Raw genomic sequence first — 22,997 nt, forward strand, 5'->3', positions numbered from 1 at the left:
CGCCGCACGGCCCGCAGCGCCCGACAACAACCAAAGAGAAAGTCCCGATGTTCCAGCGCTTCGCCCTGGCCGCCGTCCTGGCAGCCACCCTTCCCCTGTCCGCCGCCCATGCCCAGCGCCCTGCGCCGGCGCAAGGTCCCATGACCGACGGCTACCTGTGCTGCAACATGCGCAGCTACGGCAAGCAGATCAGCGACATCAACTACGACGAGCAGGGCATGAGCATCGTGGCCGTGGGCACGCGCGCACGCATCACGGGCTACGACTTTCGCTGGGTCGACTTGGACGTCGGCGGCCGCCCGCAGCGGCTCAAGAACGACTACAGCCGCGACCTCCCCAGCATTCCGTTCGGGCAGCGCTACGTCGTGGCCGAGGACCCGAAGATCAAGCTGGCCGGCTACCCTGAAAAGACGCGCGCAGCCATCGCCGCCATGAAGGTGACGCCCGGCATGACGCGCGAGCAGGTGCTGATGGCGCTGGGCTACCCCATCAGCAGCGAGAACCCGAAGCTGGATGCGCCCGTGTGGCGCTACTGGCTCGACACCTGGGCGGAATACCAGGTGGTGTTCGGCACCGCCGGCGTGGTCGACAAGGTGGTGGCCGACCCGGCCGTGCTCACGCGCGTCTCGCTGCCCTGACGGCTCAGCGGCTGCCGTAGTCGATGGGCTGGCTGTACGCGGGATCGCGGTGCCAGTCCCAGTAAGTGGCGAGCAGCTGCTGCGTGACCGGCCCGGGCCGGCCGGTACCGAGCACCTGGTCGTCCACCCGCGTCACCGGCAGCACGCCGCCGCCCGAACTGGTGAGGAAGGCCTCGTCGGCGCCGCGCAGTTCCTCGGCCGGCAGCGCGCGCAGTTCGAGCCGCAGGCCCAGCGAGCGGGCGATCTCGATCACGGTGCGACGCGAGATGCCCTCGAGCACGCCCTCCTCCGGCGTCACGAGCCCACCGTCCCTGACGCAGAAGATGTTGAAGCCGGGCCCTTCGACCACGTGGCCTGCGGCATCGCTCAGGACCACCGTGTCGGCGCCGGCATCGAGCGCGCCGAGCAGCCCCATCGTCAGGTCGTTCCAGTGGTAGTTCTTGGCCTTCGGGTCGACCGAACTCGCGGGAATGCGCTGCACCGCGCTCACCTTCAGGTGCAGGCCGCGCTCGCGCTGCGCCTCGTTGGCGATCCAGACGAAGGGCACCGCGAAGGCGTAGAAGCGGTTCACCGCCTGGCGCGGGTCGCGCGAGCCCCAGGGCGGCTGGCCGCGCGTGACGATCATCTCCACATAAGAACGGCGCAGGCCGCTGCGCCGCACGCATTCGGCCAGCACCTCGGCGATCTGCGCCGGCGCGAGGCCGGGGTCGAGGCGGAAGCGCTCGCAGCTGCGCATGAAGCGCTCCAGGTGCGCATCGAGCCGGAAGAAGGCGCCCTCCCACACCGTGACCACGTCGTAGGTGGCGTCGGAGCGCAGGAAGCCCCAGTCGGTGATCGGGATCGCGGCCTCGGCGATCGGGAGATAGGCGCCGCGCACATAGGCAACGCCGTCGGCCAGTGGATTGGGATCGGCAGGCACGTCTTGGAGCTCCTTCGGTTTCATGCGCGCTTCGCCGCCTTGCGGACGGACGAAGGCGCGGGCAGCGCGGGCTTGCGCACCGCGCGCGGAGTCTGTGCGGGGATGAGCGGCGGCCGCTGCCCGGTGTGCATCCAGGCATCGTAGAAGTCGATCTTCTTCTCGACCAGCGTCAGCGCGCGCTTCGACTCGGCGATGGTCGCGTTCACGCGCTCCCGGTGGGCGGCGAGCAGGTCGCGGCGCTGGCGCAGGCTGCGGCTGCCCTGCATCACCAGCACGGTGTACTCGCGCATCTCGGCGATCGACATGCCGGTGGCGCGCAGGCGCTCCATCAGGTCCAGCCAGCCCACATGCAGCTCGCCGTAGACGCGCCGGCCGCCCTCGTCGCGCGCCACGCCGGGCACCAGGCCCTGGGCCTCGTACCAGCGGATGGCGTGCACGCTGCGGCCGGTGCGCGCGGCCAGCTCGCCGATGCGCAGGCTGGGGCTAGCCGGCACGCGCAGGCGCCTCCAGCACGGCGTCGACCAAGGCAGTGTCGAGGTACTCCGTCAGCGACACGACCTTGCCGCCGGCCAGGCGGTAGATGAAGCAGTACTCGTTGTCATAGCGCTGCCCGGATTTCGTGCTCACCTCGCCGCGGCATTGCACGACGACCTGGTCGTCCTCGGCGATGAAGGACTCGGCGGTGTTGCGGTAACGGCCCTCGAACTGGGCGTACAGGGGCGTGAGCAGCCGGTCTTGCACCACCTGCCGGCCCTCGTAGGTGCCCGACCAGGCGGTGCGCCCCTTCATGATCCAGCGGAAGTCCTCCGCCAGGCTCTCGATGAAAGGCCTGCCGTTGCCCTGGGCGAGCTCGGCGTGGATGTGCTGGACGATCTGCTTGTTGCTATTGGCGCTGGCGTTCATGGCATGTTTCCTTTGGATGGACCGGACGACCCGGTTCATTCATTGGAAATGCTGGAGCGCACTCTAGGTCAAGCGCGCCGCGAACTCAACGCCGTGCGGCTCAATTCCTGCGGCTCAGCCGCTCGCAATAGTCGAGCAGCAGCTCGATCTCGGCCGACTTGTCGAAGAAGGCATCCGCGCCCAGCGCCTTGGAGCGCGCCCGCATATCGGGCGTGGCGTAGTTGCTCAGCACCACCACCTTCTGATGCGCGCTGCGCCGGCGCACGGCATCGACCACGCCGAGTCCATTGCCCTGCTCGAGGAACAGATCGACGATGGCCATGTCCCAGCCGTCGCGATGATGGGCCAGCCAGTCCACGGCCTCGCGCTCGCCGGCCGCGTGCGCCACCACGGTGGCGTCCGCAATGTCTTCCAGGAAGCCCACGAGGTTTTCCCGAATCACGGGGTTGTCTTCAACCAGGTAGGTCTTGAAAGTCATGGCGGGCGGAGAAGCGAAAGAGTTGTCGTCTGCTTTTTCTGGCTTGATGTCATGATGAACCGCAGCCGGCAGCGGCCGGTGGGTCATCGGGTTCAACGCGGGTAGGCAAAGGCCTACCTGACTAATACGAAGGTTTTGCTCAGGTATGGCAACAACACGTTTCGTCGATATCCAGGCGTTATCGGCCCTGGTTCGAACCATGGGAGTGCCGCGCTTCCTCGAGACGCTGGCCCAGACCCTTCGCGAAGATTTCCTGCGCTGGCCCGACTTCGACAAGTCGGCCCGTCTGGCCAGCCATTCGCCGCTGGGGGTGATCGAGCTGATGCCGGTGTCGGACGCCACGCACTATGCGTTCAAGTACGTCAACGGCCACCCCGCCAACACGGCCCGCGGCCTGCCCACGGTGATGGCCTTCGGCGTGCTGGCCGAGGTGGAGACCGGCTTCCCGCTGCTCCTTGCCGAGCTCACGCTGACCACCGCGCTGCGCACCGCCGCCATGTCGGCGCTGGCGGCGCAGGCGGTGGCCCGCCCGGGCGTGCGCAGCATGGCGCTGATCGGCAACGGCGCGCAGGCCGAGTTCCAGGCCCTGGCCTTCCACGCGTTGCTGGGCGTGGACGATCTGCGGGTCTACGACCTCGATCCGGCCGCCACCGACAAGCTGGAGCGCAACCTGGCGGCCTATCCGGCGCTGCGCGTGCAGCGCGCGGCCGGCATCGCCGAGGCCGTGCGCGGCGCCGACATCGTGAGCACGCTGACCGCCCGCAAGGCGCGCGCGACCATCCTCACGCCCGACATGATCGAGCCGGGCATGCACATCAACGCGGTCGGCGGCGACTGCCCCGGCAAGACCGAGCTGCACGTGGACGTGCTGAAGGCCTCGCGCGTGTTCGTCGAGTACGCGCCGCAGACGCGCATCGAGGGTGAAATCCAGCAGTTGCCGGCCGACTTCCCGGTGGTCGAGCTGTGGCGCGTGCTCGCGGGCGCGGAGCCCGGCCGGCAGGACGAAGTCGAGGTCACAGTGTTCGACTCGGTGGGCTTCGCGCTGGAGGACTACTCGGCGCTGCGCCTGGTCCACCGCCTCGCAATGGAGCACGGCCTCGGGCAGGACGTCGCGCTGGCGCCGCCGGACGGCGACCCCAAGGACCTGCTGCGCCTCTTATAGCGCCGCCGGCTGGCTGGCCATGTGCGGCGCGTCGATCCAGTGCTTGCGGAAGCCCAGGCGCGCCGGCGAGACGTATTGCTCGCGGTAGAGCTCGAAGGGCATGGTGTCGGCAGCCTCGATCTGCTTCTGCGCCTCGACGGAGTCCCGCGACGCGCGCTCGAACAGCGCCTGCTGCTCGGCGCTGAAGGGCAAGGCCAGCAGCGCGGCACGCGTCTCCTCGGAGCGCGCACGCACGAAGCCGACGAAGGAATCGTCGTGCGATTGCGCCATCGCCTCGAGCACCCGCGCCGAGGGCAGCCCGGCCGGCTCGGCCAGCGCCTTGCGGGCGGCGCGGATCGCCTCGGCGTGGCGGCTCCCGCCATGGGCCGCATCGAGCGCGTCGGCGATCGGTCCGAAGGCCTCCAGCAGCTCGGCGCCCCATTCGGTCAGCCCTTGCTCGCGGCCGCTGCGCAGCAGCTTCAGCCCCGGCTCGCGCCCGCGCGCGGCCGTGAGGTTCTGGTTGTGGGCCAGCTCGGCGATCTCGTCGCGGGTATCGGGCGGGCTGTCGGCCAGCAGGCAGTGCAGCAGGAACACATCCAGGAAGCGCATGGTGGAGGCGTTGATGCCGATGGGCTCGAAGGGGTCGAGGTCCATCAGCCGCACCTCCACGTACTCCACGCCGCGCTCGCGCAGCGCATGCAGCGGCCGCTCGCCCGGGAAGATCACGCGCTTGGGCCGGATCGTGCCGTAGAACTCGTTCTCGATCTGCAGCAGGCTGGTGGCGAGCTGGTTGTACTCGCCGCCCAGGTTCTGGATGCCGATCGTCTCGTAAGCCGACCAGGGCCGCGTCAGCGCGTCCTGCAGCGATGCGGCGTAGCCGTCGAGGCTGTTGTAGCTCACGGCCAGCGAGGCCTGGGCCTCGCTCTGGTAGCCCAGTCGTCCCATGCGCAGCGAGGTGCCGTGGGGCATGTGCATGCTGCCCTCGCCCAGCGGCTTCAGTTCGTGCGCGCGGCCGGCCACGAAGGTCGAGCACACGGCCGGCGAAGCGCCGAACAGGTAGAGCAGCAGGAAGGCATGGCGGCGGAAGTTGCGGATCAGCGCGAAGTACTGCTCGCTCGACACCTCCGGCAGCGACCAGTTGTAGTGGATGCCCGAGATGGTCTGCATGCGCCGCCCGTAGCGGTGGCTCAGGCCCATGCGGTAGACGCTCTTGGCGCGGCCCACGTTCGAGGAGCCGTAGCGGCCGATCGGGATGGTCTCGTCCGGCGGCAGGCCGCAGGGCATGCTCGACACCCACAGCCGCTCGTCGCCGGCCTCGGCCAGCACGCGGTAGGTGAACTGGTGGACCTGCGTGAGCTCGGCGAGGCAGGCCTCGACGTCGGCATGCACGCCGGTGATGAGCTCCAGCTGCGATTCGCTGAAGTCGGTGGTGATGTGGGGGTGGGTCAGGGCCGACCCGAGGGCGGCCGGATGCGGCGTCAGCGCCAGCTTGCCGTCGGGCTGGGCGCGCAGGCTCTCCTTCTCGATCCCTCGGCGGACTCCCTTCAGGCGCGCGGGTGTCAGCGCTCCCAGGCGCTCCTGCAATTTGCTCATGTCGTTATGACCCGTGAATCTTTGTGGGGCGGAAGGTAGCACGGCGGCAGACAGCCTGCTGACACCCGGTATTAAACGCCGGAACAGCCTTTCTGCTATAGCCGGGAACACCCAATGCTTCCTGCTGCGCGCCCCCTGCTAGCATGCGCCGGCGCCGGCACGCCGCCGGCAAGGAGGAGAGAGCCATGGTCGATGTGGTGCAGAGCGTCCTGTCGTTCAATGCGGGGCGCGACCCCGATCGCCTCCAGAAGAAGTACAAGGCCATGCGCAAGGACGCCTTCGTCTTCCTGCGCGGCAGCTGCCACCGCTTCTACGAAACCCTGGCTCCGGGCGCCCTGCCCGCCTCGCCGCTCGGCTGGGTCTGCGGCGACCTGCATCTCGAGAACTTCGGCAGCTTCAAGGGCGACAACGGGCTGGTCTACTTCGACATCAACGACTTCGACGAGGCCGCGCTCGCGCCCACCGCGTGGGACCTGGTGCGATTGCTCGCCAGCGTGCGCGTCGGCGCGGCCAGCATCTCGCTGCGCAAGCCCGAGGCGCAGCATCTTTGCCGGAGCTTCGTCGACGCCTATGCCGAGGCCCTGGCGCTGGGCGAGGTGCGCTGGGTCGAGCGCGACACGGCCAAGGGCCTGGTCGGCACGCTGCTGAAGGGGCTGCGCGAACGCAAGCTCGCGCGCTTCCTCGCCGATCGCACGCGGCTCAAACGCATCGACGGCAAGCAGGTCCGCCGCCTTGTCACCGACGACAAGGGCAGGAACAAGAAGCCCATGCCCGTCAGCGACGAGCAGCGCGAGCAGGTGAAGCAGCTGCTGCGCGCCTTTGCCAAGACCCAGCCGGACCCTCGCTACTACCGGGTGCTGGACGTGGCGCGGCGCGTCGCCGGCACCGGCAGCCTGGGCATGGAGCGCTACGTGATCCTGGTCGAGGGCAAGGGCTCGGGCGGCAGCCATGCGCTGCTCGACCTGAAGCGCACGAGCGCCTCCTCGCTGCTGCCGCACGTGGCGACGGCCCAGCCGGCCTGGCCCAGCGAGGCCGAGCGTGCGATCGCGCTGCAGCAGCGCGTGCAGGCGGTGTCGGCCGGCCTGCTGCAGCCGCTGCACATGAACGGGCGCAGCCTGGTGCTGCGCCACCTGCAGCCCTCCGAGGACCGGGTGACGCTGGACCGATCGGCGCAGTCGCTGAAGTCGATGGAGCAGGTGCTGCGCACCATGGGCCGCATGGTGGCCTGGGGTCAGCTGCGCAGCGCGGGCCGCCAGGGCTCGGCCATTGCCGACGAGCTCATCGCCCATGCCAGCGACCGGCGCTGGCGCCAGCCCCTGCTCGATGCCTCGCGCGCCTGCGCGGCGGAGGTGGAAACCGATTGGAAGACCTACCGCGAGGCCTACGACGACGGCGTCTTCAGGCTGTGGCCAGAACCCGAAGCAAAAAGCGGTTGAGGTCGGCGATTTCTTCCATGCACACCGAGTGCTCCATCGGGTACTCGTGCCATTCGACGGTGTAGCCCAGCGCGGCCAGCGCATCGCGCGAAGCGCGGGCGCGTTCGATCTGGACCACGCCGTCGCGCGTGCCGTGGCCGAGGAAGATCGGCGTCTTGTGGTTGGCCGCATGGCGCTCGGCGGCCGTGGTCGCCGCCAGCGGCAGGTAGCCGGAGAGCCCGACGATCCCGCCCAGCCGCTCGGCATGGCGCAGCCCGGTCAGCAGCGCCATCGCGCAGCCCTGGGAAAAGCCGGCGATCACGATGCGATCGGCGGCGATGCCGCGCTGCTTCTCGTTGGCGATCAGCGCCTCGATCGAGGCCTGCGAGCGGCGCAGGCCGGCGTCGTCCTCGCGCTTGACCAGATCGGCCGCGGCGATGTCGTACCAGGCCGGCATGCGGTAGCCGCCGTTGATGGTGACCGGGATCACCGGCGCGTTGGGGAACACGAAGCGCACCGCGCCGACGGCCGACAGGTCGAGCTCGTTGGCGATGGGCACGAAGTCATTGCCGTCGGCGCCCAGGCCGTGCATCAGCAGGATGGTGGCGGTGGGGTTCGGGCCGGTTTCGATTTCGATGGGGCGAGGGACATGGGTGGGTGAAGTTGCCTGGAAGATGCCGAGTGTGCCGCATCGGCCTCGGCGCAGCCCGGCGCGCAGGGTCCGCTCAGGAGCGCGTTGGGCTTCACAAGAACATATAGTTACCGACTTCGTTGAATTAATTGTCTTTGCATGAGCACGGCCAATGCCTAGCATCCCGGCGCGGCAGCCACCCCAGTAACAACAGGAAACAGATGACCTCGCAACTCTCGCCCATGAGCCGGCGCAAGACCATCGTCGCCACCACCATCGGCAACGGCCTGGAGTTCTTCGACTTCACCATCTACGGCTTTCTCGCGCTGGTGATCGGCAAGCTCTTCTTCCCCACGCTCGACGGCTACGGCCAGCTGCTGCTGACGGTGGGCACCTTCGGGGTCGGCTTCATCATGCGGCCGCTGGGCGGCATCGTGATCGGCGCCTACGCCGACCGCGCGGGGCGCAAGAAGGCGATGACGCTGACCATCTTCCTGATGGCGCTGGGCTGCGCCATGATCGGCTTCGCGCCCACCTACGCGCAGATCGGCGTCGCAGCGCCGCTCCTGATCGTGCTGGCGCGGCTGATCCAGGGCTTCTCCGCCGGCGGCGAGGTCGGCGCCTCCACCACCCTGCTGGTCGAGCACGCGACGCCGGCCAACCGCGGCTACATGGCGAGCTGGCAGTTCGCCAGCCAGGGCCTGGGCATCCTGCTCGGTGCGGCGGTGGCCGGCGGCCTGACCGCGGCGCTCGGCCCGCAGGGCATGGAAGCCTGGGGCTGGCGCGTGCCCTTCTTCATCGGCATGCTGATTGCGCCGGTGGGCATGTACATCCGCCGTCACCTGCACGAGTCGCTGGAAACCGCGGGCACGCCCGCCGCCTCGGCCGCGCGGCGCAGCAGCCTCGCCGAGGTCTGCGGCGAGCACGGCAGGACGGTGCTGGCGGCCATCCTCAGCGTGCTCGGCGGCACGGCCGCGGCCTATGTGGTGACTTTCTACATACCGACCTACGCGGTGCGCGAGCTGGGCCTGCCGCCGACGGTGGCGCTGTTCGGCGCCGTGCTCACGGGCCTGCTGTCCTTCGTGCTGTCGCCGCTGGTGGGCCTGGCCTCCGACCGCGTCGGGCGCAAGCCGCTGATCGTATGGGGCCGCATCGCGATGGCGCTGCTCATCTATCCCGGGTTCTGGTGGCTCAACGCCGCGCCCTCGGCAGCGGTGCTGTTCATCGTGGTCGGGCTGCTGAGCACGGCGCTGGTGGTGCAGACCGTGCCCACCATCACCATGCTGCCCGAGATGTTTCCCAAGCATGTGCGCGCCAGCGGGATGTCGCTGGTCTACAGCGTGGGCGTGGCGCTGTTCGGCGGCTTCTCTCCCTTCGTCAGCACCTGGCTGGTGGGCGCCAGCGGCAACAAGCTGGCGCCGGCCTGGTACCTGCTGGGAATGACGCTGGTGTCGCTGCTGGGCCTGCTCTGGCTCAAGGACTTCACCGGGCGCGACATCGACGATGCCGCGGCCCACCAGCCGGACGCCGAACCCTCTGCAAGGACTGCCCGTGCCTAGCAGCGCCGCCACCCGCCATTTCTCCGGCACCTACGCCGAGGCCCGCCGCAAGTTCCTCGAAGCGGCCGAGGCGCGCAGCGCGCGCATCGAGTCCTTCGTGCTCGAGGCCCACCGCGGCGCGCTGGGCGAGACGCTGGCGACCGACACCGCCTACATCGGAACGCCGGGCGCCGCGAAGCTGCTGATCGTGAGCTCCGGCACGCATGGCCCCGAGGGCTTCTGCGGCTCGGGCTGCCAGGTCGCGACCCTGCACGACGAGGACCTGCTCGCGCGCTTGGCCGCGGCGCAGGTCGGGCTGCTGCTGGTGCACGCGGTCAATCCGCACGGCTTCTCGCACCTGCACCGCACCAACGAGGACAACATCGACCTGAACCGCAACCACATCGACTTCGGCGCGCCGCTGCCGGTCAATGCGAGCTATGCCGAGGTCGAGCCGCTGGTGCTGCCGGCGCAGTGGCCGCCCAGCACCGAGGACGACGCGGCCATGAACGCCTACATCGAGCGGCACGGCATGCGGGCCTTCCGCGCCGCGGTCACCGCCGGCCAGTACGGCTCGCCGCACGGCCTGTTCTACGGCGGCACCGCGCCCTCGTGGAGCAACCGCACCATGCGCGGCATCCTGCGCCGTCATGGCACCGCCGCCACGCACATCGGCTGGATCGACATCCACACCGGCCTCGGCCCCTATGGCCACGGCGAGAAGATCTACCCGGGCCGCAACGCACCGGCCGACCTGGCGCAGGCGCGCGCCTGGTGGGGGGCCGACGTGTTCGCACCCTTCGACGGGCAGTCGGCCTCGGCCGACGTCTCGGGGCCGGCGGTCTCGGCCGTCTACGACGAATGCACGCAGGCCAGCGCGGCGCTGATGGGCCTGGAGTTCGGCACCCTGCCCGACCAGGAAGTGCTGCTGCGCCTGCGCGCCGACACCTGGCTGCGCAGCCATCCCGAGGCGCCGCAGGCGCTGAAGCTCGGCATCCGGCAGCAGTTGCGCGAGGCCTTCTACTGCGACAACGACGAGTGGAAAGGCATGGTGCTGGGGCAGGCGCGGGTGGTGCTGCTGCAGACCCTGCAGGGCCTGAAGCACGCGGCTTGAGGCGCGCCGCTCAGCGCGCCGCCAGCTCGCGGCACTTCTGCAGGTTGGCGTTGAAGCGGGCCGGCAGCCCGGGCTCGCAAGCATCTGCCGTGGTCATGATGCGGCACATGCCGACCACCAGGAAATCGGACACCGCCTCGGTGCACATCGGATAGCGGCCGAGGGCCGGGTTGTCCTGCGACCTGAAGCCCCAGCTGCCGGAGAAGTCGAGCATGCGGCCCATCGCCTCCTCGAAGTAATCGCGGTCGCGGGCCGCGATGGCCGCTTCCATCTGTGGCAGCTCGGTGCCGAGGAAGCTCATGGCGGCGGCGGGGAAGCGGTCGGCGGGCTGTTGCTGGGCGCCGGCCACGGAGGCGGCGAGGCACAAGGCGGCGAGAAGGCAATGGCGTGGGAGTCCCATGGTCTCAAGGTCTGCAATGGCTTCGAGGGTGGCCCGCCGGTCGGCGGGCGCGAAAGCGCTATTGGAACCCAAGACGGCCGGGACTCCGGCGAGGCCTACCAGCGCAGCTTTACACCGACCGAGCCCTGCACCGAGGACTTGACCCGCGCATCGCCGCCGATCGCGAACACGCGACCCAGTTCGCCGTACAGGCTGGCGGCCGGCGCCAGCGCCAGCGTGAAGCCGCCCGCCACCTCGGCCGCGCTGTAGCCGCTGGCGCTGGCGAAGCGGGTCGAGCCCGCCGGGCCCACGAACTCGGCGACGTCGGCGCCGGCACCGGCGCGGTAGAGGTTCACCCGTGCATAGGGCTGGAGCCGGCCCGCGCCGATGGCGAAGTCACCCTTGATGCGCACGCCCAGGCGGCCGATCCAGCCGGCGTTGCTGTCCTGGCGCACGACGGCGCCGGCGATGGACACGGCATCGAAGTGCGCGCGCTGGTAGATCAGCTGCGCCTGCGGCTCGACGGTCCAGCGCTCGGACAGCGCGAAGGACTTGCCGGTCTCGATCGAGGCCGTGAAGCTGTCGCCCTTGCCGGAGGCGCTGGGGTTGCCGTCGGGCCGCACGGTGTAGCGGTGGCTGCCGCCCTGGATCACGGCGTCGGCGTAGAGGCCGCTGGCGTCCATCCAGGTGGCGTAGGCGCCGAGGTAGCGCGAGCGCAGATCGTTGGAGCCGACGCGGCCGAAGGTTCCGCGCGCATTGCCGCTCACGTCGGCGCTGCCGTCCAGAAAACCGAGGTAGAGGCCGGCGCGCCAGTTGCCACTGGCCAGCAGGTCGGTGCCGGCTTGAAGGCCGCTCACTTGGCCGCGGCTGTGCGCATCGGCGATGCCGTCCTGGCGGATGTTCAGGTCGCTGTAGACCGCGCGCGCCCAGGCGCGGCGAGACGTCGGGTCGTTGCCGGCCACCGCCGCGTCCTCGTCGCCGATGCGGCGGTGCAGGTTGCCGAGCATGGCGAGGTCCGCCTGGCGCAGCTGCGCGGGCAGCGCGGCGAACAGCGGGACCTCGGCCCGATAGGTCGGCACCGCGACCGGCAGCACGGGGAGCTTGACGGTGGTGAAGGGGTCGGACGGGTTCTGCGGCTCCGCGGGGCTGGCAGGTTCCGCGGGACGGGCTGGATCGATGGGATCGGCCGGCGTGGCCGGCGTGGCTGGCGTGGCTGGCGTGGCTGGTGTCGCCGGTGTGGCCGGCGGCTGCACGGTGGTCGTCGAGCGCAGGTACCAGTTCTCGCCCGCGCCCTGCGCATCGGCAGCGTAGAGGCGGTATTCATAGGCGCCCGCATCCACATGGCCGTTGGCCAGCGTGAAGGCGTCGCGCGTGGTCTGGGCGGTGGTGGTGGCGCCGTTGCGCGCGCTCACCACCTCGATGCCGTTGCCCGTGGTCAGGGCGCCCAGGCCGCCGAGGTTGGCGATGCGCAGCGTGGTGTTGCCGCTGGCGCTGGCGCCCGGGCCGCTGAGCACCAGGCGATCGCTCAGGCTGTTGCTGCCGCCGAGCACCGTGCCCAGCTTCAGCACGCCGCCCTGGCCCACGTAGGCGCCGGTGACGGTGAGCGTGCTGCCGGCCTGGGTGCTCAGCAGATTGACGGTGCCGGCGTTGTTCAACGACGCCACGCGCTGGTCGAAGCCGGCCGTATCGAGCGTCGCGCCGGCGGCCACGCTGTGCGCGGAAGCGGCGCTGAATGTATTGGCGGCTCCCGCCTTCAGGGTCCCGGCCGCGACCGTGGTCGCGCCGGTGATCGCCTGCTCGCGCATCAGGGTCAGCCGGCCGGCCCCCGTCTTCTCGATGCCGCCCGTGCCGGAGAGCAAGCCGGTGTAGCTCGCGTCGTTCGGCTGCGCGAAGCGCACCAGGCCGTTGTCCGTGATCGCCAGCGGCGCGAACTGCGCGGAAGTCTGCAGCGTACCCGCCGCATCCACCGTCATGCTGCCCGTGTAGCTGCTGGCATCGGCGCCGAGGATCAGCGTGCCCGCGGCCACGCGGGTGCTGGTGATGCCGGAGCCCGGCAGCGCGTTGTTGAAGGTCCAGGTGCCGCTGTCCCGCTTCACCAGGGTTTGGAAGTTCGACAGCGTATGCGCGAAGGTGTCGGTGCCCGTGCCGTCGAGCGTCAGCAGGTTGCTGCCCCCGCCACCATTGATGGCGCCGGTGATGGACGAGCCGGTATGCACGTGCAGCGCGTCGTCGCCGTTGGCGAAGTTCAGCACGCCGATCAGGCTTCCCTGGTTCGTGAAGTCCACGGCCATCGTGCCCGACACGCCCAGGATGTTGCCCGCGCCGCCCTTGTACTCGATGACGCCGGTGGCGCCGTTGACCACCGTGTTCGAGCCGCTCGAGGCCTCCAGCCAGATGGCGGCGCCGCCGGCTTGCGAGCGAACCTCGCCGTGGTTGACGATGAGGTTGCCGGTGCCATGCGGGTTGATGGCTTCCGCGTTGTGCGCCGTGCCGTTGGAGAGCACCTTGGCGCCCTCCTCGATGGTCAGCGTGGTGTTCGAACGGAACTCGATGGTGTTGGCGCCCGTGCCGTAGTGGCCGTTGGCGCTGCCCGCGGCATTGTTCTGCACGGTCGCATTGCGCTGGACCCGGATCGTCCCGTTGTCGCCCATGCTGATGGCGGGCAGGTCCGTGGTGCTGATCACGGCGTTGGGCTGCACATCCACCGTGCCGCCGGGCGTGGCGTCGTAGCCGCCGATGACGACGAAAGTCTGCGGCGTTCCCGGCGTGCAGGTGATGGTGCCGCCGCTGGGGCCGCTGCAGTCGGCGGCCGCGCTTCCGGCCAGGCCCAGCAACGCCAGGGCCACGATCGGCGCCTGGGTGCTCGATTTGCCCAGCCCGCGTGCCATCTCGGAGGCCACCGTCCAGAGCCTTTGCGTCGGGTTCCAGACCACCCGGAAAACGCGATTCATACAATTCTTTCGTATTACATTGAATACTTAAGAATGTAGTTCTTAGGTTCACATCTTCTAAGGAAGTACTTCACAGAATCGGGGACGGATACTCGGGCTTGGTGCACTTCACGGCGGCAAGCTGTGCTACCCGGCCCCCGTAAACTCGGGCATGGCTTCCAGACCTTCCAGGGCCCCCCGCATGTTCGAGCGCGGCCTGTTGTGCATCTTCATCGGCGCGGCCGTCCTGATCGCGCCCCATTTCCTGACATCGCCGCACTGGCGAGACATGATCGCCGGCGCCAACGTGGTGGGCTGGTTCGCGCTGGTGCTCGGCATCGCCCTCGTGGTGGTGGACCTGGTCCAGCGCGCCAGGGGCAAGGCCCGCTGATGCGCGCACCGGCACCCGTTGGCGTGGAGGACCGCGATCGCTTCGATACGCTGATCGACGCGCGCTCGCCGGGCGAGTACGCCATCGACCACATCCCCGGCGCCATCAACTGCCCGGTGCTCGACGACGAGGAGCGCCGCATCGTCGGCACGCTCTACAAGCAGCAGGGTGCCTTCGAGGCGCGCCGCGTCGGCGGCGCGATGGTGGCGGCGAACCTCGCGCGGCACCTCAAGGAGCGCTTCGCCGATCAGCCGGCCGGCTGGAAGCCCTTGGTCTACTGCTGGCGCGGCGGCCTGCGAAGCGGCTCGATGGTCACCTGGCTGCGCCTGGTGGGATGGGACGCGCAGCAGTTGGCCGGCGGCTACAAGAGCTGGCGCCGCCACGTGATCACGCAGCTGGCCCTGCTCTGCCCGCAGCTCGACCTGCGCGTGCTGTGCGGCGCCACCGGCAGCGCCAAGACGCGCGTGCTGCAGGCGATGGCGCTGCAGGGGCAGCAGGTGCTGGATCTCGAAGGCTTCGCGGCCCACAAGGGCTCGCTGCTGGGCGCCTTGCCCGGCACGCCGCAGCCGTCGCAGATCGCCTTCGAGACGCGCATCGCCGAGCTTCTGGAGCGGATCGATCCGGCGCAGCCGCTCTACGTGGAGGGCGAGAGCCGGCGCATCGGCCGCCTCGACGTTCCGCTGCCGCTGGTGACGCACATGCGCGCCAGCCGCTGCATCGAGATCGAGGCCACGCCGGAGGCCCGACTGGCCTACCTGCTGCGCGACTACGCCTACCTGGGCGACGACCCCGAAGCGCTGTCGCGCCAGCTCGGGCTGCTGAAGGAACTGCACGGCAAGGCCGTGATCGGCCGCTGGCAGCAATGGGCCGCCGCGGGCGAGCTGCCGGCCCTGTTCGCCGAGCTGACGGCGCTGCACTACGACCCGGCCTACAAGCGCTCGCAGGCCAGCCATTTCGAGCGCTGGGCCGAACGGCAGGCCGTGACGGCCGACGATCTTTCCGATGCGGCCATCGACGCGCTGGCGCGCCGCGTGGCGGCGCTAGGCTAGGCTTTTCTTTCTCCCGAACGCCTTCTTGCCGACCTCGACCGCGGCCAGCACGATCGCGCCGGCCACGATGCCGACGCCGGCGTTGACGCCCATCGAGCCCAGGCTGCCCAGCAGGCTGCCCGCGCTCACCGCCCAGGCTTCGACCGCATGGCCGAGGGCCGGCACGCCGTGCACCAGGATGCCGCCGCCCACCAGGAACATGGCGGCCGTGCCGGCGATGGAGAGCGCCTTCATGAGCCAGGGCGCAGCCGCCAGGATGCCCCGGCCCAGCGCCTGCGAGGCGGCGCCTTCGCGCCGGCTCAGGTAGAGCCCGGCGTCGTCGAGCTTCACGATGCCCGCGACCAGCCCGTAGACGCCGATGGTCATGATCAGCGCGATGCCGACCAGCACCGACAACTGCGTGGTGAAGGGCTGGCCCTGCACCGTGCCCAGCGTGATGGCGATGATTTCCGCCGAGAGGATGAAGTCGGTGCGCACCGCGCCCTTGATCTTGTCCTTCTCGACCGCGACCAGGTCGACGGCGGGATCGGCCAGCGCCTGCTCGAGCTGCGAGACGTCGGCCGCATGCTCGTCCTTGTGCAGGAACTTGTGGGCCAGCTTCTCGCAACCCTCGAAGCACAGGAAGGCGCCGCCGATCATCAGGAGCGGCGTCACCAGCCAGGGCAGCCAGGTGCCGATGAGCAGCGCCGCGGGCACCAGGATGGCCTTGTTGATGAAGGAGCCCTTGCACACCGCCCACACCACCGGCAGCTCGCGCTCCGCCTTCACGCCGGACACCTGCTGCGCGTTCAGCGCCAGGTCGTCACCCAGCACGCCGGCGGTCTTCTTGGCAGCGACCTTGGTGAGGATGGAAACGTCGTCGAGGACGGTGGCGATGTCGTCGAGCAGGAGCAGAAGACTGGAGGCCATGAATGCGCTTGTTCTTGAGGGGTCAGGCGACGTTTCGCTTGAGGCGGATCTCTTCGATCTTCGTGCCGCCCAATGACGTCGTCTTGGCAGTCTTCATCTCGCGCTTGAAGCCGGCCAGCTCGTAGAAGCGCAGTGCGCGGTCGTTGCGCAGCGGCACCCAGACGGTGACCAGCGTGCAGCCCTCCTCCTCCAGGCCGTCGCGCGCGGCATCCCACAGCGCCACGCCCACGCCCTTGCCCCAGTGCTCGGGCGTCACGTAGAGGGCCCAGATCTCGCCGGTGGTCGAGGGCGTCTTGGGGTCGCGCGAGCGGTCGAAGCCGACGAAGCCCACCACCTCCTCGCCCAGCACGGCCACGTGCACCTGGGGCTCGCTGAACTCGATGGCCTCGCGCCATTTGGCCTCGCGCGTGGAGGGCGCCAGCGCGCGCAGCTGGTCTTCGGGAAGGATGTCCACGTATGCGGCACGGGCAGAGGCAACGTGGACGTCGGCGATGGCCTTGGCATCGCGCATGGCGGCGGGGCGAACTTCGTAGTCGGACATGAAAGCTGGGAAACGATCGATAAAGGGTTGTATTGTCGCTGCCTCGCTAAACTGATTCACCACTCATCGGAGGAACACATGCCCAAGGGACAGCAACGCAGCAACAAGGAATCCAAGAAACCGAAGAAGGACACGTCGCCGCCGAAGGCGCCGGCTGCCGGCTTCGAACCGGTCCGCACGGTCACGACGGCGGTCATTCCGCGCGGCAAGATCAAAAACAAGGAATGAGCGGCGGCGCGCCGCAGACCACGGCGCAGATCGAGCCCGGCGGCTTCCGCTTCGAGACCGAAGCGGGCCGCACCTTGCTGCAGTCCGCCGAATCCGCCGGCATCGAGCTGCCCAGCTCCTGCCGCAACGGCACCTGCCGCACCTGCATCTGCCGTCTGCTCGACGGCGAGGTGCGTTACCGCATCGAATGGCCCGGCCTCAGCCGGGAGGAAAAGGCAGAGGGCTGGATCTTGCCCTGCGTGGCGGAGCCGCTAGGCGACGTCAGGCTGGACGTGCCCTTGGCCTTCTCGCACTTCTAGGGGCTCTGGGAGCCCTGGGAGCCTTGGGAGCCCTGGGAGCCTTGGGAGCCCTGGGAGCCTTGGGTATCGGACCTGACCAGCCGATCGCGCGCCGCCAGCGACGGGAAGAGCCGGAACCAGGCCAGCGCCACCAGCACGGTGCCGACGCCGCCCACCACCACCGAGCCCACCGGCCCGAGCAGCGCCGCGGTCGCGCCCGACTCGAACTCGCCGAGCTGGTTGCTGGCGCCGATGAAGATCGAGTTGACGGCGCTCACCCGCCCGCGCATCGCGTCCGGCGTTTCCAGCTGCACCAGCGTCTGCCGAATCACCACGTTGACCATGTCGGCGCCGCCCGAGACGGCCAGCGCCAGCAGCGACACGATGAAGCTGCTCGACAAGCCGAAGACGATCATGCATACGCCGAACATGGCCACTGCGATCAGCAGCGCGCGGCCCACGTGCCGCTCGATCGGCCGCCGCGTCAGCAGGATCGAGGCAACGAGCGCCCCGACCGCCGGCGCGCTGCGCAACAGCCCCAGCCCCCAGGGGCCGGTGTGCAGGATGTCCTTGGCGAAGATCGGCAGCAGCGCGACCGCCCCGCCCAGCAGCACCGCGAAAAGGTCCAGCGAGACCGCGCCCAGCACCGGCTTGCGATGCCAGATGAAATTCACGCCCGCCAGCACCGTGGCCAGCGAGACCGGCTCGCGCGGCGGTGGCGCGTGGTCGTAGCGCACCTGCACCACCAGCAGGCTGCCCATGGCGAAGAAGAGCAGGCTCGCTGCATAGACCACGCCGGTGCCTCCCGCGAACAGCAGGCCGCCCAGCGCCGGGCCGCCGATGATCGCGCCCTGCATGCCGGCCGAGCTGAAGGCCATGGCACGCGGCAGCATCAGCGGCGGCACCAGCAGCGGCGTCAAGGCCTGCTGCGCCGGCATCTGGAAGGCCCGCACCGCGCCGAGCACCAGCGACAGCCCGAGCAGCAACGCGCGCGTGTCGTGGTGGCCATGGACGGACAGGAGCAGCGCCAGCGCGACCAGCCCCTGCACCGCGAAGCAGGCCGCGACGATGCGGCCGCGATGGCGGCGGTCGACCACGTGGCCCGCGAGCAGCGCCAGCAGAAGCGCCGGCACGAACTGGTAAAGCCCCACCAGCCCGAGGTCCCAGGCGCTGCCGGTCAGCTCGTACATGTGCCAGCCGATCGCAACCAGCAGCATCTGGCTGCCCGCGGTGCCGAAGAGCCGCGCGGTCCACATCCGCATGAAGGGCCGCTCGCGCGTGAGATCGGAAAAATTCGGCGAGGCGGCGGCGGGGACGGACATCGGGTCGAGGATAGCCCAGCCTCGAAGCCTCATAGACTCGCTCGGCCATGAATGCGCTCGCCGTGATCCACGAGGACGCTGACCTGCTGGTGCTCGACAAGCCCGCCGGCCTCCTGTGCGTGCCCGGCCGCGGCGAGGACAAGCAGGACTGCCTGAGCGCCCGTGCGCAGGCGCGCTGGCCCGACGCGCTGGTGGTGCACCGGCTCGACATGGCCACCAGCGGCCTGGTGCTGATGGCGCGCAATCCCGCCATGCAGCGCGCGCTCGGCGATGCCTTCGCCGGGCGGCGCGTGCACAAGCGTTACGAGGCGATCGTCGATGGATTGCTGCCGGTGTCCGACGCGTGGTCGCTGATTGACGCCCCGCTCATCGCCGACTGGCCCAACCGCCCGCTGCAGAAGATCGATGCGCAGAACGGCAAGCCCAGCAGCACGCGCTGGCGCGTGAAGCGGCTCCTGCCCGAGCGCGATGCCACGCATCTGTGGCTGGAGCCGCTGACCGGCCGCAGCCATCAGCTGCGCGTGCACCTGCTGTCGATCGGCCATCCGATCCTCGGCGATGCGCTCTACGGCAGCGAGGCCGTGCAGCGGCGCGCGGACCGGCTGCTGCTGCATGCGAGCGAACTCGAGTTCGCCCATCCCGCCGATGGCCGGGTGCTGCGCTTCGAGAGTGCGCCGCCTTTCGCCTGAGTGGTGTCTTGTCCGGTGCTCAGCCCTTGACCACGAGCACCGGCACCTTGGCGTCCTGCAATACGCGCTGCGTGACGCTGCCCAGCAGCAGCTTCTCGATGCCCGAGCGCCCATGCGAGCCCATCACGATCAAATCGGCCCCGATCGCATCCGCGGTGTCGACGATGCCTTCGTGCACCACATGGCCGTCGATCACGCGCTGGTCGCTGTGCAGGCCTTCGGCGGCCAGCGCGGCGACGCCGCGTGCCAGCGCCGCGTTGGCGCTGCTGGTGGCGGCCGCCAGGTATTCGTTCTGGCCCAGCGCATAGTCGGCGCCGACGCCGATGAAGGGGTAGTTGTCGACCACGTGGATCAGGGTGATGCGGCTGCCGAAGGCCAACGCGAGCCCGCTGGCCTTGCTGACTGCGAGCATCGACGTTTCGGACCCGTCGATCGGAACCAGGATGTGATTGAACATGACAGACCTCGTTTGTTCACATGACGGCTCGCAGCCGAACCGGGCCCTGAATGTACATCCAAGGAATGGAACCGGACGTAGGACTGCTACGGACCGGCAGGTGGTGCTCAATCGCCCTGGAAGGAGCCTGCGCGGCAGGTCACGACCAGGGTGTCGCGCCAGCCCGGCTGGCTGTCCACCAGCGGCTGGATCGGCGTCGATTCGTGGATCACGCGCGCATCGTCGATGACCATCAGCGTCCACGGCTCCGTCATCGTGAAGCGTTCGCCGCGGCGGCCCGCGGCCTCGAACACGCGGGTTTCGCCGCCTTTGATGTTGTGACGCCCGACCAGCGCCACCGCCACCAAATCGACACCGTCGCGGTGCGCGCCCTCGGGCGTCGGCCGGCCGATGCCCTCGGCCGTGTCGATGCGGAACTGGTGCGCTTCCACGTACCAGCGCTGCGTCCCGCGCAAGCCGTTCGCCACCTCGGCGAGGCCCTTGATGAGCGCCTGCCAGGCCGGCTGCACGAGCGTGCCGGATTCCATCGGCGCGAACCAGCGCTGCATGCCGCCATGCAGCGCGTTGTACTCGACCGGCTGCCAGTGCGCGCGGTGCGGGACCTGCTCGATGATCGCGTCCTCGACCGTGAAGCAGGCATGGCGCCGCGTACGGTAGCGGCCGCCGTCCTTCAGGTATTCGTCCAGCGGCAGCTGGTTCCAGTCGGCATGCAGCACTTCGAGCTGCGCGAGCGGGCTGCCCAGCCACTCGGCCACGCCCTGCGGGCTCAGCACCGCGTAGCCGTCCTGGCGCAATGCGGGAACGAGCCGGTCGACGGGTGTGAAGGGCGGGTCGAAGTTCCCTGCGCTCACTCCGACACCTTCACGCCCTTCCAGAAGGCGACGCGGTCGCGCACCATCTCGGCCTCGGGCTTGGGGTCGGCGTAATACCAGACGGCGTCGGTGTTGAGTTCGCCGTTGACCAGCAGCGAGTAGTAGCTGGCCGTGCCCTTCCACGGACAGGTGCTCTTGTGGTTGCTGAAGCTGACGTAGTCGCGGTTGAGCGCGCTCGCCGGGAAATAGTGGTTGCCTTCGACGAGCACGGTGTCGTCGCTCTCGGCGATGGTGACGCCGTTCCAGGTTGCTTTCATCCAGGTCTCCAAGGCCCGCCCGATGGCGGGACGGAGCTATTGTGCCGCGGGCGACTGCAGCCAGTGCACGCTGAAGAGTCGCTCGGGGTCGGTCCACACCGCCGCCGGCTTGAGCCCCGCCTTCACGGCCAGCGCATGCAGGCCCTCGACGGTGAACTTGTGCGAGTTCTCGGTGTGGATGGTCTCGCCCTCCTCGAAGTCGAAGCGCTGGCCGTCCAGCCTGACGCTCTGCGCGCGGCGGCTCACCAGGTGCATCTCGATGCGGCGCAGGGGCGCGTTGTAGAAGGCCGCATGCGTGAAGCCCTCGAGGTCGAAGTCGGTGCCGAGCTCGCGGTTGGCGCGGCGCAGCAGGTTGAGGTTGAAGGCCGCCGTCACGCCCTGCGCGTCGTTGTAGGCGGCATGCAGCCGCGCCGGGTCCTTGACCAGGTCCACGCCGAGCAGAAGGCCGCCGCCGCGGAGCAGGCGCTGCGCGAGCTGCAGGAAGGCCAGCGCCTCCTCGGGGCTGAAGTTGCCGAGCGTCGAGCCGGGGAAAAAGCCCACGCGCTGGCCCAGCCCCTCGCCGCGCGAAGGCAGCACCAGCGGCATGGTGTAGTCGGCCACCACGGGCTGCACCGCGATCTGCGGGTAGTCGGCACGCAGGCGCTGCGCTGCACCTTCGAGATGCTCGCCCGAGATGTCGATCGGCACATAGCGCCGCGGCACATGCAGCGCGTCGAGCAGCAGCCGCACCTTGGTGAGCGAGCCCGCGCCGAACTCGACGACGTCGGCGTTCGGTCCGATCTGCGCCGCGATCTCGGGCGCGCATTCGGTGAGGATGCGCATCTCGGTGCGCGTCGGGTAGTACTCGGGCAGATCGCAGATGCGGTCGAAGAGCTGCGAGCCGGCCACGTCGTAGAAGAACTTGGGCGAGATGCTGCGCGGGCTGCGGCTGAGGCCCTCGAGCAGCTCGCGGCCGAAGTCGGAGAGCGGCGCTGCGCGCTGTGCGCTGCGGAAGGCATGCAGGCTCAATGCAGGAATAGCCATCAGAGATCCTTCGCGAGCCGCAGCCCGGAAAACTGCCAGCGCGCGGCCGGCGGGAAGAAGTTGCGGTAGCTGGGCCGCGCATGGCCCGCGGGCGTGGCCACGCTGCCGCCGCGCAGCACCAGCTGGCCAACCATGAACTTGCCGTTGTATTCGGCGGCCACGCCCGACAGCGGACGGAAGCCCGGATAGGGGTCGTAGGAGGAGCGCGTCCACTGCCAGACCTGGCCGCTCATCTGCGAGATGCCGGGCGCATCGTGCGCGGCCTCCCACTCGAACTCGGTGGGCAGCCGCGCGCCGGCCCACTCGGCGTAGGCGGCGGCTTCGTAGAAGCTCAGTTGCGAGACCGGCGCCTCGGGCTCCAGCGGCCGCACGCCGTGCAGGCCGAAAACGTGCCAGCCTGCGGTCGCGCCGTGATGGACGAGGCGCGGATCGTCCGGCGCAAGCCAGTACGGCGGATGGCGCCAGCCCTGTGCCTGCACCGCGGCCCAGCCGTCGGAGAGCCAGAGCTCGGGCCGCTGGTAGCCGCCGTCGGCGATGAACTGCGCGTACTCGCCGCAGTTCACCGGCCGGTCCGCGATCGCGTGGGGCTGCAGCAGGGCCGCGTGGCGCGGCGTCTCGTTGTCGAAGCTGAAGCCGCCGACGGCATGACCGACCTCGACCACGCCGCCCGGCCGCGAGAGCCAGCGCATCGCCGGCGCCACCGAGGCCAGCCGCAGCGCCGGCGTGGGCGCCGCGCGGTAGGCCGGCAGCAGCGGATTGCAGGACAGCGCGTGCAGGATGTCGGTGAGGATCAGCTCCTGGTGCTGCTGCTCATGGTTCAGGCCCAGCTCGATGATCGGCGCAATCGCCTCCCAGTCCGTGTCCTCGCCGGCGCCGGCGAGCAGCGCATCGACCGCCTCGTCCACATGGCGCCGGTAGGCCTGCACCTGCTCGAGCGAAGGCCGCGTCAACAGCCCGCGCTGCGGACGCGGGTGGCGCGGCCCGAGCGCCTCGTAGTAGGAATTGAAGAGGTAGGCAAAGGCCGCATCGAAGACGCGGTAGCCCGTCGCATGCGGCTGCAGCAGCACGGTCTCGAAGAACCAGGTGGTGTGCGCCAGGTGCCACTTGGTCGGGCTGGCGTCGGGCATCGACTGGATGCACTGGTCCTCGGCCGAGAGCGGCGCCGCCAACGCAAGGCTGAGCGCACGCACCGATTGAAAACGATCGCGCAGCTCGTCCGCCGCCGGCCTGGCCGGCTGGATGAGGTTCATGGGGTCTCCATTGTGGATCGGAAGGTTTTTAGCCCATGCACGGAGGTCAGCG

26 protein-coding genes are annotated in these 22,997 nt (G+C 69.6%); 10 read left to right on the forward strand and 16 right to left on the reverse strand.

Annotated elements, in window-relative coordinates:
* Positions 1-47 precede the first annotated feature (47 nt).
* A complete protein-coding gene (locus GXN78_RS21155) occupies positions 48-638 on the forward strand; it encodes a cell envelope protein SmpA (protein ID WP_106558706.1) in 591 nt (196 codons plus the stop codon).
* Positions 639-642: 4 nt separating this feature from the next.
* Here the strand turns inward: GXN78_RS21155 and GXN78_RS21160 are convergent, their stop codons facing one another.
* The 4 genes from GXN78_RS21160 to GXN78_RS21175 form a co-directional block, all read right to left on the reverse strand.
* Positions 643-1,581: an aminotransferase class IV gene (locus GXN78_RS21160; RefSeq protein ID WP_106558705.1), complete on the reverse strand. Its 939-nt coding sequence runs from the start codon at positions 1,579-1,581 to the stop codon at positions 643-645.
* Positions 1,578-2,051 carry a MerR family transcriptional regulator gene (locus GXN78_RS21165; protein WP_106558704.1) on the reverse strand — a complete coding sequence of 158 codons (474 nt, stop codon included), beginning with the start codon at positions 2,049-2,051 and terminating at the stop codon, positions 1,578-1,580. The genes GXN78_RS21160 and GXN78_RS21165 overlap by 4 nt, the downstream gene beginning before the upstream one ends.
* The gene (locus GXN78_RS21170; protein WP_106558703.1) at positions 2,041-2,460 is read right to left on the reverse strand and encodes a nuclear transport factor 2 family protein; all 420 of its coding nucleotides are present in this window, start codon (positions 2,458-2,460) and stop codon (positions 2,041-2,043) included. The genes GXN78_RS21165 and GXN78_RS21170 overlap by 11 nt, the downstream gene beginning before the upstream one ends.
* A 100-nt stretch (positions 2,461-2,560) precedes the next feature.
* The gene (locus GXN78_RS21175) at positions 2,561-2,938 is read right to left on the reverse strand and encodes a response regulator transcription factor (protein ID WP_106558702.1); all 378 of its coding nucleotides are present in this window, start codon (positions 2,936-2,938) and stop codon (positions 2,561-2,563) included.
* Between the two features lie 145 nt (positions 2,939-3,083).
* Here GXN78_RS21175 and GXN78_RS21180 point away from each other — a divergent pair, with 145 nt between their 5' ends.
* The gene (locus tag GXN78_RS21180; RefSeq protein ID WP_106558701.1) at positions 3,084-4,100 is read left to right on the forward strand and encodes an ornithine cyclodeaminase; all 1,017 of its coding nucleotides are present in this window, start codon (positions 3,084-3,086) and stop codon (positions 4,098-4,100) included.
* On the opposite strand, the gene gshA is transcribed toward GXN78_RS21180, so the two are convergent.
* A complete protein-coding gene (gene gshA, locus GXN78_RS21185) occupies positions 4,095-5,672 on the reverse strand; it encodes a glutamate--cysteine ligase (protein ID WP_106558700.1) in 1,578 nt (525 codons plus the stop codon). The genes GXN78_RS21180 and gshA overlap by 6 nt on opposite strands.
* A 185-nt stretch (positions 5,673-5,857) precedes the next feature.
* Between gshA and GXN78_RS21190 the strand changes: the two genes are divergently transcribed.
* A complete protein-coding gene (locus tag GXN78_RS21190; RefSeq protein WP_106558699.1) occupies positions 5,858-7,108 on the forward strand; it encodes a DUF2252 family protein in 1,251 nt (416 codons plus the stop codon).
* Here GXN78_RS21190 and GXN78_RS21195 read toward each other — a convergent pair.
* Positions 7,071-7,763, reverse strand: coding sequence for an alpha/beta hydrolase (locus GXN78_RS21195; RefSeq protein ID WP_275407606.1), 693 nt, complete (start codon positions 7,761-7,763; stop codon positions 7,071-7,073). The genes GXN78_RS21190 and GXN78_RS21195 overlap by 38 nt on opposite strands.
* A 176-nt stretch (positions 7,764-7,939) precedes the next feature.
* Here GXN78_RS21195 and GXN78_RS21200 point away from each other — a divergent pair, with 176 nt between their 5' ends.
* Complete coding sequence (locus tag GXN78_RS21200; protein ID WP_106558697.1) at positions 7,940-9,277, forward strand: MFS transporter; 1,338 nt, start codon at positions 7,940-7,942, stop codon at positions 9,275-9,277.
* Complete coding sequence (locus tag GXN78_RS21205) at positions 9,264-10,370, forward strand: M14 family metallopeptidase (protein WP_106558724.1); 1,107 nt, start codon at positions 9,264-9,266, stop codon at positions 10,368-10,370. The genes GXN78_RS21200 and GXN78_RS21205 overlap by 14 nt, the downstream gene beginning before the upstream one ends.
* A 10-nt stretch (positions 10,371-10,380) precedes the next feature.
* Here the strand turns inward: GXN78_RS21205 and GXN78_RS21210 are convergent, their stop codons facing one another.
* Entirely contained in the window at positions 10,381-10,770 is a 390-nt protein-coding gene (locus tag GXN78_RS21210; protein WP_106558696.1) for a hypothetical protein, read from the reverse strand.
* 95 nt (positions 10,771-10,865) lie between these two features.
* Positions 10,866-13,700, reverse strand: a complete 2,835-nt coding sequence (locus GXN78_RS21215; RefSeq protein ID WP_106558695.1) for an autotransporter outer membrane beta-barrel domain-containing protein — start codon at positions 13,698-13,700, stop codon at positions 10,866-10,868.
* A gap of 151 nt (positions 13,701-13,851) precedes the next feature.
* Here GXN78_RS21215 and GXN78_RS21220 point away from each other — a divergent pair, with 151 nt between their 5' ends.
* Positions 13,852-14,070, forward strand: coding sequence for a hypothetical protein (locus GXN78_RS21220; protein WP_106558694.1), 219 nt, complete (start codon positions 13,852-13,854; stop codon positions 14,068-14,070).
* Positions 14,070-15,119 carry a tRNA 2-selenouridine(34) synthase MnmH gene (gene mnmH, locus GXN78_RS21225; protein WP_106558693.1) on the forward strand — a complete coding sequence of 350 codons (1,050 nt, stop codon included), beginning with the start codon at positions 14,070-14,072 and terminating at the stop codon, positions 15,117-15,119. Before GXN78_RS21220 ends, mnmH begins: the two co-directional genes overlap by 1 nt.
* Here the strand turns inward: mnmH and GXN78_RS21230 are convergent.
* Entirely contained in the window at positions 15,111-16,028 is a 918-nt protein-coding gene (locus tag GXN78_RS21230) for a DUF808 domain-containing protein (RefSeq protein ID WP_106558692.1), read from the reverse strand. The two genes, mnmH and GXN78_RS21230, sit on opposite strands and share 9 nt — an antisense overlap.
* A 22-nt stretch (positions 16,029-16,050) precedes the next feature.
* Positions 16,051-16,569, reverse strand: a complete 519-nt coding sequence (locus tag GXN78_RS21235; RefSeq protein ID WP_106558691.1) for a GNAT family N-acetyltransferase — start codon at positions 16,567-16,569, stop codon at positions 16,051-16,053.
* A 78-nt stretch (positions 16,570-16,647) separates the two neighbouring features.
* Here GXN78_RS21235 and GXN78_RS40880 point away from each other — a divergent pair, with 78 nt between their 5' ends.
* Positions 16,648-16,797 (forward strand): hypothetical protein, encoded by a 150-nt coding sequence (locus tag GXN78_RS40880; protein WP_181360615.1) that lies wholly within the window; start codon positions 16,648-16,650, stop codon positions 16,795-16,797.
* Positions 16,794-17,096: a 2Fe-2S iron-sulfur cluster-binding protein gene (locus tag GXN78_RS21240; RefSeq protein ID WP_106558690.1), complete on the forward strand. Its 303-nt coding sequence runs from the start codon at positions 16,794-16,796 to the stop codon at positions 17,094-17,096. Before GXN78_RS40880 ends, GXN78_RS21240 begins: the two co-directional genes overlap by 4 nt.
* On the opposite strand, the gene GXN78_RS21245 is transcribed toward GXN78_RS21240, so the two are convergent.
* On the reverse strand, positions 17,093-18,397 hold the full coding sequence (locus GXN78_RS21245) for an MFS transporter (RefSeq protein ID WP_239142842.1): 1,305 nt from the start codon (positions 18,395-18,397) through the stop codon (positions 17,093-17,095). The genes GXN78_RS21240 and GXN78_RS21245 overlap by 4 nt on opposite strands.
* 47 nt (positions 18,398-18,444) lie before the next feature.
* Between GXN78_RS21245 and GXN78_RS21250 the strand changes: the two genes are divergently transcribed.
* Entirely contained in the window at positions 18,445-19,086 is a 642-nt protein-coding gene (locus tag GXN78_RS21250) for an RluA family pseudouridine synthase (protein ID WP_106558689.1), read from the forward strand.
* 19 nt (positions 19,087-19,105) lie between these two features.
* On the opposite strand, the gene GXN78_RS21255 is transcribed toward GXN78_RS21250, so the two are convergent.
* The 5 genes from GXN78_RS21255 to egtB all read right to left on the reverse strand — a co-directional run bounded on the left by GXN78_RS21255 (position 19,106) and on the right by egtB (position 22,945).
* Positions 19,106-19,543: a universal stress protein gene (locus GXN78_RS21255; protein WP_106558688.1), complete on the reverse strand. Its 438-nt coding sequence runs from the start codon at positions 19,541-19,543 to the stop codon at positions 19,106-19,108.
* Between the two features lie 107 nt (positions 19,544-19,650).
* Complete coding sequence (locus GXN78_RS21260; protein ID WP_106558687.1) at positions 19,651-20,394, reverse strand: 2OG-Fe dioxygenase family protein; 744 nt, start codon at positions 20,392-20,394, stop codon at positions 19,651-19,653.
* Positions 20,391-20,672 carry a DUF427 domain-containing protein gene (locus GXN78_RS21265; RefSeq protein ID WP_106558686.1) on the reverse strand — a complete coding sequence of 94 codons (282 nt, stop codon included), beginning with the start codon at positions 20,670-20,672 and terminating at the stop codon, positions 20,391-20,393. Before GXN78_RS21265 ends, GXN78_RS21260 begins: the two co-directional genes overlap by 4 nt.
* Before the next feature lie 36 nt (positions 20,673-20,708).
* Entirely contained in the window at positions 20,709-21,695 is a 987-nt protein-coding gene (gene egtD, locus GXN78_RS21270; RefSeq protein WP_106558685.1) for an L-histidine N(alpha)-methyltransferase, read from the reverse strand.
* Complete coding sequence (gene egtB, locus GXN78_RS21275) at positions 21,695-22,945, reverse strand: ergothioneine biosynthesis protein EgtB (protein ID WP_106558684.1); 1,251 nt, start codon at positions 22,943-22,945, stop codon at positions 21,695-21,697. Before egtB ends, egtD begins: the two co-directional genes overlap by 1 nt.
* Positions 22,946-22,997: the final 52 nt, after the last annotated feature.

It is taken from the genome of Variovorax sp. WS11 (assembly GCF_010499245.1).
GTDB lineage: Bacteria > Pseudomonadota > Gammaproteobacteria > Burkholderiales > Burkholderiaceae_C > Variovorax.